At 62.0% G+C, this 14,630-nt stretch carries 18 protein-coding genes; 9 read left to right on the top strand and 9 right to left on the bottom strand.

Annotation, left to right across the window (positions count from 1 at the left end):
• The first annotated feature begins 194 nt into the window (after positions 1–194).
• The 4 genes from HNQ08_RS24445 (at position 195) to HNQ08_RS24460 (ending at position 2,607) form a co-directional block, all read left to right on the top strand.
• On the top strand, positions 195–635 hold the full coding sequence (locus HNQ08_RS24445) for a hypothetical protein (protein ID WP_184137852.1): 441 nt from the start codon (positions 195–197) through the stop codon (positions 633–635).
• Between the two features lie 27 nt (positions 636–662).
• A complete protein-coding gene (locus HNQ08_RS24450) occupies positions 663–1,271 on the top strand; it encodes a ParA family protein (protein ID WP_184137854.1) in 609 nt (202 codons plus the stop codon).
• Complete coding sequence (locus HNQ08_RS24455) at positions 1,261–1,527, top strand: hypothetical protein (RefSeq protein WP_184137856.1); 267 nt, start codon at positions 1,261–1,263, stop codon at positions 1,525–1,527. Before HNQ08_RS24450 ends, HNQ08_RS24455 begins: the two co-directional genes overlap by 11 nt.
• A 147-nt stretch (positions 1,528–1,674) precedes the next feature.
• Entirely contained in the window at positions 1,675–2,607 is a 933-nt protein-coding gene (locus HNQ08_RS24460) for a bifunctional DNA primase/polymerase (protein WP_184137857.1), read from the top strand.
• A gap of 324 nt (positions 2,608–2,931) precedes the next feature.
• Here the strand turns inward: HNQ08_RS24460 and HNQ08_RS24465 are convergent, their stop codons facing one another.
• Positions 2,932–3,132, bottom strand: a complete 201-nt coding sequence (locus HNQ08_RS24465; RefSeq protein ID WP_184137858.1) for a hypothetical protein — start codon at positions 3,130–3,132, stop codon at positions 2,932–2,934.
• Positions 3,133–3,665: 533 nt separating this feature from the next.
• Here HNQ08_RS24465 and HNQ08_RS24470 point away from each other — a divergent pair.
• Complete coding sequence (locus HNQ08_RS24470) at positions 3,666–4,583, top strand: ArdC family protein (RefSeq protein WP_184137859.1); 918 nt, start codon at positions 3,666–3,668, stop codon at positions 4,581–4,583.
• A 302-nt stretch (positions 4,584–4,885) separates the two neighbouring features.
• Here HNQ08_RS24470 and HNQ08_RS24475 read toward each other — a convergent pair whose 3' ends face one another.
• On the bottom strand, positions 4,886–6,265 hold the full coding sequence (locus tag HNQ08_RS24475) for an RNA-binding domain-containing protein (protein ID WP_184137860.1): 1,380 nt from the start codon (positions 6,263–6,265) through the stop codon (positions 4,886–4,888).
• Positions 6,266–6,429: 164 nt separating this feature from the next.
• On the opposite strand from HNQ08_RS24475, the gene HNQ08_RS24480 reads away from it, so the two are divergent.
• Both HNQ08_RS24480 and HNQ08_RS27685 read left to right on the top strand, forming a co-directional pair.
• Complete coding sequence (locus tag HNQ08_RS24480) at positions 6,430–6,702, top strand: hypothetical protein (RefSeq protein WP_184137861.1); 273 nt, start codon at positions 6,430–6,432, stop codon at positions 6,700–6,702.
• Positions 6,702–7,316 carry an SOS response-associated peptidase family protein gene (locus HNQ08_RS27685; RefSeq protein ID WP_189366309.1) on the top strand — a complete coding sequence of 205 codons (615 nt, stop codon included), beginning with the start codon at positions 6,702–6,704 and terminating at the stop codon, positions 7,314–7,316. Before HNQ08_RS24480 ends, HNQ08_RS27685 begins: the two co-directional genes overlap by 1 nt.
• Positions 7,317–7,372: 56 nt before the next feature.
• Here the strand turns inward: HNQ08_RS27685 and HNQ08_RS24495 are convergent, their stop codons facing one another.
• The 4 genes from HNQ08_RS24495 to HNQ08_RS24510 all read right to left on the bottom strand — a co-directional run bounded on the left by HNQ08_RS24495 (position 7,373) and on the right by HNQ08_RS24510 (position 10,271).
• Complete coding sequence (locus tag HNQ08_RS24495) at positions 7,373–8,713, bottom strand: hypothetical protein (protein WP_184137864.1); 1,341 nt, start codon at positions 8,711–8,713, stop codon at positions 7,373–7,375.
• Entirely contained in the window at positions 8,710–9,477 is a 768-nt protein-coding gene (locus HNQ08_RS24500; RefSeq protein ID WP_184137865.1) for a hypothetical protein, read from the bottom strand. The genes HNQ08_RS24495 and HNQ08_RS24500 overlap by 4 nt, the downstream gene beginning before the upstream one ends.
• A 45-nt stretch (positions 9,478–9,522) precedes the next feature.
• Complete coding sequence (locus HNQ08_RS27690) at positions 9,523–9,885, bottom strand: hypothetical protein (RefSeq protein WP_229790307.1); 363 nt, start codon at positions 9,883–9,885, stop codon at positions 9,523–9,525.
• A gap of 149 nt (positions 9,886–10,034) precedes the next feature.
• Positions 10,035–10,271 (bottom strand): DUF3006 family protein, encoded by a 237-nt coding sequence (locus HNQ08_RS24510; protein ID WP_184137866.1) that lies wholly within the window; start codon positions 10,269–10,271, stop codon positions 10,035–10,037.
• Between the two features lie 56 nt (positions 10,272–10,327).
• Between HNQ08_RS24510 and HNQ08_RS24515 the strand changes: the two genes are divergently transcribed.
• Positions 10,328–10,588 carry a hypothetical protein gene (locus HNQ08_RS24515; protein WP_184137867.1) on the top strand — a complete coding sequence of 87 codons (261 nt, stop codon included), beginning with the start codon at positions 10,328–10,330 and terminating at the stop codon, positions 10,586–10,588.
• A 78-nt stretch (positions 10,589–10,666) separates the two neighbouring features.
• Here the strand turns inward: HNQ08_RS24515 and HNQ08_RS24520 are convergent, their stop codons facing one another.
• The 3 genes from HNQ08_RS24520 to HNQ08_RS24530 all read right to left on the bottom strand — a co-directional run bounded on the left by HNQ08_RS24520 (position 10,667) and on the right by HNQ08_RS24530 (position 12,989).
• Positions 10,667–12,133, bottom strand: coding sequence for an SEFIR domain-containing protein (locus HNQ08_RS24520; protein ID WP_184137868.1), 1,467 nt, complete (start codon positions 12,131–12,133; stop codon positions 10,667–10,669).
• 125 nt (positions 12,134–12,258) lie between these two features.
• Entirely contained in the window at positions 12,259–12,492 is a 234-nt protein-coding gene (locus HNQ08_RS28155; RefSeq protein WP_184137869.1) for a hypothetical protein, read from the bottom strand.
• 29 nt (positions 12,493–12,521) lie between these two features.
• Entirely contained in the window at positions 12,522–12,989 is a 468-nt protein-coding gene (locus HNQ08_RS24530) for a hypothetical protein (RefSeq protein WP_184137870.1), read from the bottom strand.
• Between the two features lie 391 nt (positions 12,990–13,380).
• On the opposite strand from HNQ08_RS24530, the gene HNQ08_RS24535 reads away from it, so the two are divergent.
• Complete coding sequence (locus tag HNQ08_RS24535; protein ID WP_184137871.1) at positions 13,381–14,544, top strand: hypothetical protein; 1,164 nt, start codon at positions 13,381–13,383, stop codon at positions 14,542–14,544.
• The last annotated feature ends 86 nt before the right edge of the window (positions 14,545–14,630 follow it).

Raw genomic sequence — 14,630 nt, forward strand, 5'->3', positions numbered from 1 at the left:
TGGCAGGAGGCTGCCCGCAGGGCCACGGCCCTGGGCATTGGAGAGGGTTATGCCCTGGGCGCCGAGGCCCTGACCAGTGGCGGCGCACTGGTATCGGACAACCAGAAGAAAGCCATATTTCAGCAGGCTCAGGAACAGGCCCAAAGGCGATCAGCGCTGCACCTAATCACCCCGAAGGGGATCTCCGGCTGGCCGTGGCTCAGGGCCGCCTCGCTCAATTTGCGGGCATTCTGGAGAGCCTGAACATGGCAAAGGAAGGGCGTGGGAATCTGGAGCGGGCCATACAGCTAGGGATGAACACGGCCCCGCCTTATGTCGGGTTGGGCGTGTGGCACGCCACGATGATCTCAAAGGGCTCGCTGGCCGCTGCGGTCGTCGGGGCAAAGCGGAGTGACGCCCTGAATCCTTTCAAGAAGGCTCTGGGCCAGGAGCCAGAGAACCTGAGAGCGCGGCTGGAGTATGCGACTGCACTGCTGCTGGACAGCCGGGGGAACCGGACAGCGGCCATTGCCCGGCTGCAAAAGGTTGTGCGCCTGACCCCGGCAGATGACTGGCAGCGGCGCGAGCAGCGTCCTGCTCGCGCCTTGCCGGAACGTATGCAGCAAAAGTGCAAGAGTGCTGGCCTGCTTGAGTGAAAAAGTGCAAGTGTGTTAAAGTGTCTGATGCCAAAAGTCATCAGCGTAGGCAATAAGAAAGGCGGCGTCGGTAAGACCACGACCGCCGTGCAACTGGCCCAGGCCATCGGCAAGCAGGGCAAGACCGTGCTGCTCGATGCCGACGAAGCTCTGCAATGTGCAGTGAAATGGCGCAGCGGCGACTACGCCAGCTGGAACTTTGATGCGGTGCGCTACAGCGCGGCTACGGAAGCGGATACGCAGGGGGCAGACTTCCTGGTGCTGGACACCAGGGGAGGCGAAACGGGCGACAACCTGTTGGAGCTCTCCCAGCAGAGCGACCTGCTGATTATCCCCACCAAGCCTGATGGTCTGAGCACGGACGGCCTGCTCGAAACCCTGCATGACCTGATTGACGCTGGAGTGAAGAACTACCGGGTGCTTATCGTCGCCAATGAAGGCACACGCGGCGAGGAGCTGCGCGAGGCCCTGGCCGAACAGGGCATCCCGGTCCTGAACACCATCATTCGCAAAAGTGTGGCGGTTGGGGACGCCGTGGTGGGCCGCATGCCACTTGAGGGGTTCAACCAGTACTCAAAACGAGTGGCGCTTGATTACAGCGCCGCCGCGCGGGAGGTGCTGAATAGTGTCAGGTGACAAGAAGGGAGTCAAAGGATTCGGCACGCAACTAGCCGCACTCGCCGGGCGGACGGCCAAGGAAGTACCGGTGAGCCTGCCAGCCCCGGAGCCTATGCCCGATGTGGACCCGCTGGAGACTTTCAGCAGTCACATGACCAAAGGGCGCAAGCGGAGGCTCAAGATGGCGGCGACCAGAGAAGACCGGAAGATCTATGAGATCGTGGGGGAACTCGTCGAGGCGTATCTCCAGGAGAACCACGCCGATCTGAAATAAGCAGCTTGGATACAGGCGCGGCGGGGCTTCAGGCCCCGCTTTCTCATGGCAATTTTCTAAACACTTATGCACTCTTGCACTTTTACACTCTCTTCGATAAAATGGAGGAATAGAGGAGGGGAAATGTACGCCCAGGAGCCAGAAACCATGCACCGCGTTGCCTGTGAACTGGTCGCCCGTGGCCTGAGCGTGATCCCCACGGGGGGCGGCCGCCTGCGGACCGCCAAGCAGCCCCACTACGCCGCCCTCAAGGCCACTGGCCACACCTACGTCAATGACGCAGGGGAAGTCAAAGCCACCTGGCGGGCCTTTCAGGAACGGCAGGCCACTCCGGAAGAGCTGCACACCTGGCATGTCGAGCAGCGGGCCCGAGGTATTGGCCTGGTGACCGGCCAGATCAGTAGGCTGGTGGTGGTGGACGTGGACAAAGAAGGCCTGCCCCTGCTGGCCTCCCTTGGCTGGCAACCCCACGTCATCTCGCCGAGTGGCGGCGCACATCTGTACGTGCGGCACCCTGGCTGGTACGTGCAGAGCAATGCTAGTAAGACCAAGGCCTCGCTGCCCAGCGGCTTCGATGTGCGCGGAGATGGCGGGTACATCATGCTTCCCCCCAGCCGTAACCCACAGGGCCAGTACCGGCGCACCGACGAGCGCAGAGCGCTCAGCCGCGAGGACATTCCCGAGGAGATCACCTGGGAAGGTCAGACCTTCCAGTTGCGCAGTGCCCTCGGACTGGCCGTCCCACCAGCGCCGGAGCCAGCTGCACCTGTACAGAGCGCTCAATGCTGGACCACGTACAGCCGGAATGACGACCGCTGCCCCATGTGGCTGATGCTGAACCGTGCGGCCGAGCACGCCTCGGTCTCCCGCAACAAGGGCGCGTTCTACCTGGGCCTGTGGGCCAATGCCAACGGCTACGCCCTGGAGGAGACGCTGGGCCACGTCGAGGAGTACCTGGACCTAGTTGCTGGCGTGAAAACGACACCGTTTCCACACACGGAGGCTGCGGGCGCCATCCGCAGTGGCTACCGCGTGGCCAAACGAGATCCCTGGATCCGAGAGGAGAAAAGATATACCTAAGCCCACGTACAGACGGGGACGGCCCGTGTTGAAACACGGACTACTTGCGCCGTTACTATGTTCCCCGAACAGGCGGCGATGCGTTGAGAATTAGCAAAGGGGGGCAATGGCTGCCCCTACGCCGTCCTGCACGCCGCGTTGATGCTCGAAGGCGAGGAAGGGCTCAGCAGGACGGCGTCAGCGACGACGAGTTGTGTGAGCTGGAACATCAGGCCAGGGCGTTTTTCACCGAGCGGCTGCCGCAAGAGCGGGGGAGCGCCTTGCGGCCCTCCATGCGAGTGCCCGCCTGTGGCGGTCACCAGGCCTCCAAGGCAGCGGCGTTCCTCACGTCACGCCGCAGGGGGTCTTCTCGCATTCCGGTCCCAGTCCCCGTCTGGAAGGTGGGGCGTGCAGGGCGTAACGGTGGAAGGCGCAACCCATCCGTTTCCCGGCTGCGCCGGGAATGCTGCCGCAGGCCACGACCGGCCGGGGGCCGGGATTCGGCCCGGAGGACGGGCCGAAGGGAAAGGGAAGCGGTGCGGCCACAGGCCGCCCGTGTCTATTCCACCGATTCCCTAGCGGTCACGGCGGGGCACGCCGCGCCCGTCGCCTGTTTGAAGCGGTCCGGCACAGGAGCCAAGCGCGGCGTGTTTGCACTCAAGAGTGCAAAAGTGGAGCGCCTGGCGGCGCGCTGTTGAGAGGTTTCCCTCTACCGCCGCAGAAGCAGCGTATCCGCGTGCTCACTCCTGTGTGGGTGAAGCTGCGCCACGCCGCTTCGCGGCGTGCCCACACATCCGCTGTGCGCGCGGCTTCGTCTTGCTTAGCGGCGGCCCGCCGGGAAAATGGAGGGGGAAAGCAAGAGACAACAGTACAAGGGCGGCCCCAGACATACGGCGGGGACGTGGCGCGGGTGGTGGGTTCGGCTGGCCGCCGGGGGCGGCACACGCGCGCCCGGAGGGGGCGCGGTGTGGGTGTGTGCGGGTGGGAAGAAATGCTGTGTGGAACGGTCAAACCGCTTGACATATTAATGAAATAAGCATAATATGTAACTACCCCGGACAAGGGTGAGGAGCGAAAAAATGACCCACAAGAAGCCCAGCACCCCCGAAGAACGCGCAGCCGCCCGCGCCGCCTCCCAGGCGATCACGCAGGAATTGATGAAGCGCATTGATACGCGCGTTGAACGCTTGGCTGAACAGCTGGGGGCGGGGGCGAGTGCGGAACTGCTGACCTTCATGCGCTTTTCTGCCCGCTTCCACACGTACAGCCTGAACAATCAGCTTCTGATCTGGATGCAGGCCCCCGAAGCCGCCCACGTGGCCGGGTTCCATGCCTGGAAGGGATTGGGGCGCAAGGTCAAGAAGGGCGCGAAGGCCGTGCGCGTGCTGGCCCCGCTGGTGGTCCCTGACCGCGAAGCGCCGCCCATGGCCAGCGGCAAGCCCGCGCAGAAGGTGGTGGGATTCAAATACACCAGCGTTTTTGCTGACTATGACACCGAAGGTGACCCCATCCCGACCTGTTCTGCCTGGGTGGTGCAGGGCGGTGACGAGGGCACGCGCGAACTGCTGCGCGCCCTGTCGAGTGCGGCCCCCATGCCGGTGGAGTGGCAGGACGGTGAGGGGCGTGGGGCGCACGGCTGGACGGACGGCGGCAAGATCGTGCTGAACCGCGCCAAGTGCGCCTTAGCGCCCGCGCACGCCGTTCGCGTGTTCTTCCACGAGTGGGCACACGTGGAGCTGCATTTTCAGGGCCAGGGAAAACGTCCCGAGGAGCTGCCCGACCGGGCAACGCGAGAACTGGAGGCCGACGCCTGCGCTTGTGTGCTGTCCAGCTTCTATGGCATCGAGGCCGCCGCGCAGGTGGGCGACTACATCACCGCCTGGGGTGGGGACGCTGAAAAACTTCAGGGCAGCCTGACGCGCATTCAGCGCGCCGTGTCGAAAGTCCTGGGCACGCTGGAGCAGTGCGCGGAGGTCATCCCCCAGGCGGCGGACTGAGCGCCGTAGGGCGGCCCAACATGGGGCCGCCCTTAAAGAAAAACCGCCAACCCGAACCCCACCAGCCCGAGTACGGAGGAGCCCCCATGTCTGACCTGATCCTGCTACAGCAACGCGCCCTGAACGTCCTGACCCACGTGACCAGGTCGGTCTTGGCGATCTTGTCCGGCTTCGAAGCGTCATTTTTTGTCATGGGACCATCGTGCCGCGTGCTAGACACGAATTGCCAGAGCAAAAGAGAGGTGACCGGGTTTTACAGGGCGCAGCTTCACTCCCTGAGCAAAGGGGACCCACGCTTCCATTTACCCACTGACATTTGAGTTCCTGTATTCCTGAAGCTCCCTGGCAACATAAGCAGGCGGCACATCGAAGAACTGGAAGACCGAGACAATTTCGCGAACGGCCTCCAGGACGATCCCATCAGCATCGGCCACCATTTGATCGAGGGAGGCTGTTCGCAAGAACCGAGTGGTCTTGCGCGTTGCAGGACCAGCGCGAATGGCCCTGCCTTTATCGTCCGTCAGAGTGCGCCCAGTGAGACCGTCGTATTCCACTTCAAAAAAGACCATCGCTTCTCCCGCTACCCCTAGAGAACGGTACAGAGCGATGCAGTGGTCCAGGGCTTCTGCTATCCGCCACACCACTGTGGGACCGCTCAGAGTCGCGCCGGGCCTGAATCTGTCTCCCCAGAAAGTTTCGTCCTCTTCCAGGTTGCGGAACAAGAAAAATGCCCCAGACCGGGTCAGCAGCCAGTAGTCGTAATGTCCTTCCTCATTCAGACCGATGACGGTCCTCAATCCCTCGTCCACAGGGGTAAGACGGTCCTTGGGATTCCGGAATCCGTAGGGGATGAGGCCGATGGGCCAGCCGGTATTGGGGCGTCTTGCCTCCTGCATGACTTTAAGAAGGTCAGAGTCAATTCGAGTGGGCAGGGGCTTGACCGGACCATAAGCAAACAGGCAGCTACCGAGGATTTCTCGATCGCCCTCAATGGCCAGGCGGAGCGCCTCTGCCTTTTGCTGCTCCACCCAATTCTGGAAGTCCTGTTTGAGCTGGTCCAGGGACGCGCCGTGGGCCTCTTGTGGGGCAAGTCCAAATTGACGTATCAAGGCCCCAAAGCGGATCAGTAAATCGTCCTGGCGACGGGTGACAGCGACTTCCAGGAGGCGAAGCCAGTCATCTGGCGTCGCTAGTTCCACCGAGGACGCCTCGTTGGAGCGGATATACAGCGCCCCCTGTTTGAGCAGCGGCCTACCTCGCTCATCATTTCGGTCTACCGCGCAGAAATACGGGAGTTCCTGGAATGATTCGACTGTGATGATGGGGTAGGTCACGTCGTCTAGGATCTCTTTGTGAATCTGTAATCTGACCCCGACGCTTCCGCGCACAGCCTCATTCACAGCCGGCGTCAGCACTGTGGGGTCGTAACTACCGGCGATATCAGGGGTCATCTCATCATCGGGCAGATGCCGACCGTTGCCATCTTCCTTGAATCCAATGATAATGGTGCCGCCACCACCGTTGGCGAAGGCAATAATGTGTTTGATCAACTTGATCCCGAAGGGCTCTCGTTTCTGAAAAGCCATCGCCGCTTTGTAGTCCACATCGGGCCGCTCGTTCGGATAACGCAACAAATTGATTCGGTATTCGGCGGCCTCTTGTTCGCGGTTGGGTTGGGTCACCGCACGAATATATTGAGTAGGCCGTGAAAACGGAGTGATCTTCATCTGCGTCGACGGTTCTTCAAGACGCAAATTGAGATCCGCTCGGTGTACCGCTGCACCGCGACGCAAAAGCTGGTCAATTCGTCACAGTGCCGTGACACCACTGGACCTAGCATTCCGCTATGAACGCCGCCCAGCCCATGCTGCTTCTGGTGGTGCCAGCGGACTGGGAGGCCGTCCCGGAGGGCGTCACTGAACTTCGCCGCTGCCTGGGTGACGACTATAACGGCCGGCTGCTGCTCAAGATGGCCCGCACGCCCCTGCGCTCCCCGATGGCCCACTACTGCGGGTTGTGGGGCCGGGCCGAGCTGCGCCTGGCACGACGTGACCTGACCCCGCGCATTGATGCCGCGTTCTATAGCCTGGCGTGGCTGGAGCTCGAGGAGGTGGGCTGATGTGCGGCCGGGCCGACGACCACTTTGGCCCTTCAGCGTGGGGAACGTTGGGCGAGCTGTTCGGGCCGCTGGGCTGGGAGCCACAGACCAGGCGTGACGAGGTGCGCCCCACCGATCAACTTCGCTTCGTGCGGCGCGCTCTAACCGGCTTCGAGGCCCCTTATGGACGCTGGGGCCTGGTGCCCGGTGCCCGCCCGCATGTCACTGGACGAGGCCAAACGGTACGCCACCTTCAACGCACGGGTGGAGAGCCTGCAGGACAAGCCGATGTTCCGGGCGGCCTTCCAGACCCAGCGCTGCGTGATCCCGCTGGCGGGCTTCTGGGAATGGCCGGTGCGCGCAGGGGTCAAGACCCGCGTCAGGATCGCCCGCAAAACAAGCCGCTGCTGGTGGCGGGGCTGTGGAACCGCACCATGACGCCGGACGGGCCGCTGGAGAGCTGCACGATCGTGACCCGGCCACCGACACTGGATCTGGTGGAGGTGCATAACCGCATGCCGGCCCTGCTGCTCAGTAAGGCCCTTGAGGTGTGGCTGGACGCCCCCCCGCCGCAGGCCCGTGCGGCTGCCCTGAGCAGCTGGCAGCCGCGCATCCTGACCGTCTCTCCTGCGTAAAAGTCTTTCTATCCCACTCAGGATGTTCTGGCAAAAGTGCTCGGCAGCTCCAGGACTCACTGATGCTCTGCTGCCTCCGTTTCCTCTGGAGGCAGCCACCCCAGTGTCATGACCATGTTTTTGAGTAAGGGGGAAAATCTTGGATGTTCTGTAACGAGGGCTGCCCAATCGGGCGCCAATCCTGGGTGGGTCGTGGCCGTGCTTCTGAGGAGCTGTCGGAAGCGATGTGGAGTGACAAGTGAGGCGTTATAGATCTGACTGTTGGTTAGCGCGGCCCTGAGAACGCGCCGCAGATCATCTTCGGAAAGGAATTCAAGTGAGGCAAGGACAACCTCTGAAAACTGCTCCCCCGCTTTGAATGTGTCGACTGCTTCCAAGCGCTCTATCGCTAGCAAGGCCAGGTCTGGTTGCGGATGGGCCAGCATAATGGGCCGCAATTCATCGGCAGGCAGCGCAGCCAAGCTGATCCGGGCAGTGTCATGAAGCGGTGGGATCCGCAAGGCAGTTAACAGGACCTTGATCTGGGTGGCCGAGACCTGTTGGAGGAATGTCGTTAACCTGACCTGCTCGTGGTCAGGAAGCAGGTTCCACAAGTCTGGGTCCAGATCAAGCAGCTCGATCACCGAAAGAATGGCCGCATCTGCTGCGTCAGACACGCGCCTAGGCCAAGATTCGGTCATTACGGTCTGATAAATGCCAAAGCGCCTGGCTTTGACCGCCATCAATACCTGAAGCGCTCGCACGCGGGGCACGTCCGGAGTGGTGGCCAGCGCTTGCTGCAGGTACAAGTTTACGATGTTACGGACCAGGACATCTTTGCCACGGTCGATGTACTTCCGGCCAAGATACTCGGTCACCTGATCAGCGTGTGGTGGAAAGGCTTGGCCCTTCACCTCGGCCTTGAGGCGATCCAGCGCACTGCGCCCCTGCACGGGTGGGTGGGCAAAGAGTGCCCGTGTGGCGGCGACCAGATGCGCCCGGATCTGTTCGGGCGAGGGGTCATACAGGGAGCCGTCAGGCGTCAACGCCGGATGCGCGCAGCGGTGACGGTCCTGTCGGAGCCGCTCCAATTCATCGGCCTCAATGGGAGTCAGAAACTCATATGTTTCGCGAGCGAGTTTCAGGATCTCCGTTTCAAAGTTACGAAGATTCCGGAGATCATTCACCTCAATCCACATCTCGAGTTGCGCAATCTGCGCAATCGCCTGGCTGTCACCACTGGCTGCCAGCTCCCGAATCTTCCCAATGATGTCGGAGTTGACGGCCACCCATAAGCTGAGTACGGCAGCCCTCAGCGCTCCTGCACGTAACGCCCGCACGCTCTCATCCACGTATTTCCGGATATCAGGAGCACGGACTTGTAAGATCAGCTCGTCAGGGTCATGCAGCATGCTCATGCGCCGCCCCTCGCCTTCCTCACGCGTTCCTGTAGAAGGCCCGCCTGGTAGCTGCGCAGGAAGCCCTTGTCTTCCTTGAAGGCGCACCGCTTGCACCGGGTTACCACGTCCTCAGCACGCAGACTGACGTACCGTTCATGCTGGTCCAGCGCGATCAGTGCCGCCCGCTTCAGGATGACCATGCGGCACTCGCCCATGATCTGTTCGTGCCACGCGCGGAGGCGCTGGGTGTGCGCCCAGCGGTACTTGCTCTCCAGATGCGACAGCCAGCGCGCCTCGCTGTCGAACTTCTGATACTGAATTACGACAGGCTGCTCAAAGACATGCCCGCACGGTCTCCCATATGAGTGATAGTTGCAAGCCCAGGAGCCATCCTTGCGCTGCTTGTCGTTGATGCTGCCACACCGGGGACAGCTGTTCCGTGGCGTCGACGGCTGGGCGGGCGCCGCGGATGGATCGAAGGCGGGGGGTGCAGACGGGTAGGGAAAGCGTTCAAGCAGGTCTGTGGTGGTCAGCAACTCGCGCTTGATCTGCTCGCACGTTTCCGAGAAGAGGTCCGGATGCCAGGTGTGCTGCAGCACCATGGGTCCTTCGGTGCTGCCGCATTGGCCACAGGACGCCTCAATCAGGAGCGCGCGACGTTTCTTCCAATCCGCCTTCTGCCACGGCGCACTGCCGTGAATCCGGTCCAACACCGCGTCCCAGGTGATGTGATCGGCCAGCACGGCTGTACGCAGTTCCGCGATGTAGTCGAAGCTACCCATGGGCCACTATCGCCTCCTCTCTCTGGGTGGCGGTGTGAGAGAGAGTCATGGTTGGTGCTCCGGGCACGGCTCGACGAACTCCACATCCAGCCAGTACTGTGCTGCGTACCAGTCCAATGGGCTCAAACCTGCCGCCCAGGCCGCCCACACCTCTGCTCTGACCTCTTCGTGGCAGCCCAGGTAGTCCGCAAGGACGGTGCGCTCCTCGGCGCTGGCCATATCGTCCGACTGACCATGATCGGCCTCATACATGCGGGCGAGCTGATCGGCGATCCCAATGGGCGTGAGGTCCGCGGGATGTATATGGGCAGTGTCCCCAGGCCTGGATAGGACAGCGGTCAGCTCCAGGTCTTCCAGCAGGAGACCCAACTGCTCTGCGTTGGCTCTGGCGTGCGCATCATTCTGCATGTTGCGGGGCATCATGACAGGTCAGTGGCGTTCCCGAACACGAAAATGCCTCTCCCCCAGGCCAAAGCACAGGAAGGTGGGGGCATTTCTATTTAAGCCTGCGCCGATGGGGCCGGATTCACGGATCCGAGTCTCCTTCGGCCCCGCTGTCATTCAGACTGTCGCTGGGTACGGCGTCGCTCCGTTGTTCTGTAACCAAGCTCCATCTCCACATCGCCGCCCTGTACGTCGATCAGAACGATGTCGCCCTCCTGCACCTCCGCGGGCAGACTCGTCAGGCGCCAGGCCGCGGCGGTGCCATCTGACAGCATGACGTGGGCGAGGTGGCCTTCGATGCGCTCAATGACGACGTAGCTGACCCCCAGCTCCTTCCGCCTTCGCGCCATACCCCAAAGTAGCCCATGGTCGCTTTGGAGCCACGCCAATTTGGGTAGCGTGAGACATGCGGGCAGTCCAGGAACGGTGCGGCGTGGATCTCGACGATCAGGGACGCCCGAGCGTGTTGCACTGGCGCAACCGGACCTACCGAGTGACGCGCGAGCACGATGCGTACCGAGCAGGAGGCCGCTGGTGGCTCGGTGAACCGTCCCGCGATTGCTGGGTGCTGGAGTGCGGGTCCCTGGTGGTGGAGGTCCACCGCTTCGACGCGACGGATCCACTGCAGGAGATCAGCGGGTGGTGGGTGGCCAGAGTGCAGGACTGACCAAAAAAAGCCTCCACCCGCAGCCGCGAGGGCCGGGGTGGAGGCTTGCCAATTCAATTCGGCGCGTACACGTGCGAACTACGGCCTCCGCCCGATCCGGTCCAACGCCAGCACGTCCACGCTCACATCCATCATTGGTTTACGATCTTCATCAAATGCGCGGGCGATTTTAGGCACGTCAGCTTTCATCAGCTCCACGCTGGCGTACCCCAGGACAGTTGCCAGGTACCCAGCCCAGCGCTTGGACTCAGCGCGGCCAAATGCCGGGAGGTGGGTGCCGCTCCCCCAGGCATACATGGTCAAAGGAAACCAGCGGGAGCCCATGCTATGTGCGCGCCACCACAGCATGGCTTCTGTCTGGCACAGTTCCTGCTGGCTGAGCACCGAAGGAGCAGCGCGGCTGATCAGTAGGTACCCGATCGGGGAGATCCAGCGGGTTCCCTCGCTGAGCACCATCTCAGCTGTGTTGCGGGGAAAAGATGTGAGATCGGCGAACGTGACGTATTCATGCCCTCCAGTGCTGGGCCGGACCACGTAAAAACTCCGGCCCAGCAGGTCACTCAGGACTGCGTAAGCCCCGGCCTTATACAGCGAACCGCTCGCATACAGGAGTAGCTCGGTCACCAGAAAGGTTTTGTAATCCTGCGCAGCTTCGTTGAACTTCGATGCCCGACTGGCATCCCATGCGACGTTCCGGACACGCTCGAAGAACGCCACCAGGGCATCTACAAGTCCCGTGTCAATCGGAGCAGGCCCTAGTGCATGTACCACGCCCGCAAAAGCATTACGGGCTGGGAGAAAAGCCGAGAGGGCGCTGCGGACTACGTCCTGGAGATAGGTACCCTGGTGCTCACCCTCTTCCGCCACCGCCATTGGCAGCGCCCGCAGTTCGGCCTCAAGTGCATTCAAGTAATCGCCCAGGCGGCTCCGAGCGGACGGCCAACGTTCACCGCGTACTGCTTCCAAAACAGCCGTGGCGTGAGCAGCGGACGGTGAAGCTGGAACCGCAGTTGCCTCATTCAGAAACGCAGGTATCTGGCCTAGAGCGGGTTTGATACGGGCGGGGCGATTGTGCAGCGCACGCAGCAGCGTCTCGTACTGTTCGCCGTACTGCGCGCTGCCAGGGTCACTCAGGTCCACGTAGAGCGATGAAGCAAACATGGCGGGCAGGACGTCCCCAGGGGCAAAGCGCACAGCAATGAAGCGCGGTCCCCGGGCGCCCTCCCGTTTAGGCCCGGAAAGCTGCTCATAGACCTTCGTAGAGATGATCGTTGTCTCGGTACCCACGCCACCACGCCGTCCCTCGGACTTTTCCTTATAGGCCTCATCACACAGCGCCAGTACGTGGGTCACGCGAGGGTCGGTTATGCTCCTCTCCATGTAGGCGTTCAGGTTGCTACCCAGATCAAGTTCGTACTGATCGAGGAGCACGTCTACCCCGGCATCAATCAGCCGATTTGCGAACTCCAGAACCTTTTCCTTGTACGCTTCACTGGTCTGCGAGTAGCTGATGAACAACACGGGTTCCGGACTGGTTGAGGTCACGAGCCGCAGTATGCCGCTGGGGGTCAAAAAGAGGGTGATGCTTTGACATGTCGCCCAGCTTGTCCTCCGGGCGACATATCTCCCTAGAAGTGTCGCCCACAGAGGCAGATCGCCTGTGTTGTGCGCTAGTCCGTCGCCAGTCTGTAGACCGTGGGGCCATCTGGCCGGGAGTACTCCGCTTCCACCACCAGGACGCCGCGCGCAGGCAGCACGTACCCCGCGCCCGCTTTCACCGTGCCGATCTGGCAGACCAGCTTGCCCTCGGCCGCTGCGCATCTGGCGTCGTTCACGGCCAGGCCCACGCCGGAGAGGGTGAGCTTCACGCTGCTGGCGTCCAGCTTGCCCGCCTCGAAGCGCACGATCTTGTAACCCTCGGTGGGCGTAAGATTCAGGGCCGCGCCGCCCGGGTCAGGGACGGTAGGGACGGCGGGGCGGCGGGGGCAGCATGGTACAGCCGCTCAGCAGCAGCGCGCAGGACAGCAGCAGCCGCTTCATGCCGGGCCTCCAGCAGGCAGGGTGCTGTCATTGGTGACCGGCACCGCCTCCGCGCCCTCGTCGGGCACAGGCAGTGTGGGCAGGGGGCGACTTCCGGGGCGAAGGCCTTCTGGAAGGCGCTTTCGATGAAGGCGGCCACCGCCGGACCCTCCAGCAGCGGGATGATCCACGGCTCGACCATGTCGGGCAGCGCCGCACGTGCGGCCACCACCAAGACGATTTGGGCCACCTGCGCGCTCTGTTTGCCACTGATGATGCCCTTGAGTTCCTGCGCGGCCTTCACGGCCGTCATGGCCAGCGCGAAGAGTTCGCCAGTATCGAAGGGGCCAGTCAGCAGCTCCTGGGCCTCACCGATCAGCACGGGTATGTTGGCGTCAGCCCAGGTCTGCAGGCTCCCCTGGGCGGCGGTTTCGGACGCGGAGAGACAGGGCGGCAGTGAGCAGGGTCATGACGTTGCTTTTCATGGGTGGTCTCCGTACGGCTTGAGAGAGTGAATGGAAAAGCGCCCCGTTTCCGGAAAGCGGCAGACCTTATTTGGTGTCCAGCGGTGGACTGGCTTCAGGTGGTGGGTCCAGCCCCTCGGAGCGGGTGCGCCCCAGCTCACTGAGGCTGGCCGGTTCCCAGCCATCGGCAGCGCTGGCCAGATCTGGATTTTTCTCGGCCTTCGTTTGTCAACCGGAGGGGTTGGAAGTGGGTCCGCAGGAGGCGTCAAGTCCCCAGAATTTGCCCGGAGGCCTCCCTACACTATGGCCATGCCGCTCTCCGCCGCTCTGGCCTCTGCCACCCTTATTAAAACCGCAGGCAGCAGTGTCTTCCGAAGTATCCTGCCTCACCTGCTCGATCCCTATACGCAAAGGAAGACGCTCAACCATTTGCATGCGGAGCTGCTGGAGTACTGCACCAGCACCGAGCAGGCCAATGACCTGTACAACCGGATCAAAGACGAGCCCTTCCTCAAGCGCATCGCAAGGATGACCACAGTTGAGGAAGTTCACCGCGAGGTGGGAGCGGTGATTCATCCGCGTGGGGCGACTGATCCGCAGCGAGAGGAGGCGATGATCCTTACGCGCGCGCTCCTCTCTGCCCTGCTCCGGGCCACCAGTCCAGGAACCAATACGGCATTGACCAATAGCATGATTCTGCATTCCTACCTGAAAGACTCGTTGCCCGGATTCAGCGAAATGCTGTACGCCCATCGGAGCCGCCAGGAGCATCCTGGGGAGAGCGCAAAGGCGGACCTGGCTGACTTACTCGCACGCGCCGGGCAAAGCAACATGGGAATCGAAATCTATAAAGATCGACCGGCGCAGGTGGTAGGTCACCCACGGATCCATTTGCAGTTCGGCGGGCAGAACGCGGAGTTGTTCCATCAATGGATCGAGGGTGGCCATGGCGCGAGCCTTACGCTGCAGGCCGAGAACGGCGAGCTGAATCTCAGTTTTGGACACCCGGAGCTTGATCGACTTCTGTTTCCGGAGGGACACAAGGCGACACAGCTCGAAATCAGCGAGGTCAAAACGGAGTTTCAGGCACGCGTACGGGTCAGCGCATCAGACGAACCAGACGTTTTCGTGCCCATCACTTTGGGGATCGCACCGCACTCCAAAGAAATTGAGGTTAAGTTCGGTGCCGACAAATGTTTCATCTGGTTTACGCTTGCCCCACTAAAATCTGGCGACCACCACATCAGTATTCAGCTGCAGCTGGGGGGAGTGTCCCAGGTGTTGCCCATCGAATACCGCTCGGTGCTGCGTGCGATGCGTCTGCTGGGACGTCATGACATGCATGTGTTCCTCCAGGCTGGGACGGAGTTTGTTCGGCCGGATGGAACCTCCATCAAGGTGGAGAAAGACACCGCGTTGATCGATGGACGCATATGGCAAGCCAGGAATGGAACCGAAACGCCCTGGGATTGAGCCAGTTTTGAGTCGGTGGAGTTAAGCCTCACCATAGGAGGCAACCCCATGACGACCAGAAACACCTACACCGCCGAATTCAAACG

The sequence above is a fragment of the Deinococcus humi genome (assembly GCF_014201875.1).
GTDB lineage: Bacteria > Deinococcota > Deinococci > Deinococcales > Deinococcaceae > Deinococcus > Deinococcus humi.

What these genes read in the sequence shown, in the direction of transcription:
- HNQ08_RS24515 (WP_184137867.1), top strand. Translation starts at nt 10,328, where the DNA reads ATGCGGGCAGTCCAGGAACGGTGCGGCGTGGATCTCGACGATCAGGGA.
- HNQ08_RS24500 (WP_184137865.1), bottom strand. Translation starts at nt 9,477, where the DNA reads ATGGGTAGCTTCGACTACATCGCGGAACTGCGTACAGCCGTGCTGGCC.
- HNQ08_RS24495 (WP_184137864.1), bottom strand. Translation starts at nt 8,713, where the DNA reads ATGAGCATGCTGCATGACCCTGACGAGCTGATCTTACAAGTCCGTGCT.
- HNQ08_RS24470 (WP_184137859.1), top strand. Translation starts at nt 3,666, where the DNA reads ATGACCCACAAGAAGCCCAGCACCCCCGAAGAACGCGCAGCCGCCCGC.
- HNQ08_RS24480 (WP_184137861.1), top strand. Translation starts at nt 6,430, where the DNA reads ATGAACGCCGCCCAGCCCATGCTGCTTCTGGTGGTGCCAGCGGACTGG.
- HNQ08_RS24510 (WP_184137866.1), bottom strand. Translation starts at nt 10,271, where the DNA reads ATGGCGCGAAGGCGGAAGGAGCTGGGGGTCAGCTACGTCGTCATTGAG.
- HNQ08_RS27690 (WP_229790307.1), bottom strand. Translation starts at nt 9,885, where the DNA reads ATGCAGAATGATGCGCACGCCAGAGCCAACGCAGAGCAGTTGGGTCTC.
- HNQ08_RS24460 (WP_184137857.1), top strand. Translation starts at nt 1,675, where the DNA reads ATGCACCGCGTTGCCTGTGAACTGGTCGCCCGTGGCCTGAGCGTGATC.
- HNQ08_RS24450 (WP_184137854.1), top strand. Translation starts at nt 663, where the DNA reads ATGCCAAAAGTCATCAGCGTAGGCAATAAGAAAGGCGGCGTCGGTAAG.
- HNQ08_RS24535 (WP_184137871.1), top strand. Translation starts at nt 13,381, where the DNA reads ATGCCGCTCTCCGCCGCTCTGGCCTCTGCCACCCTTATTAAAACCGCA.
- HNQ08_RS27685 (WP_189366309.1), top strand. Translation starts at nt 6,702, where the DNA reads ATGTGCGGCCGGGCCGACGACCACTTTGGCCCTTCAGCGTGGGGAACG.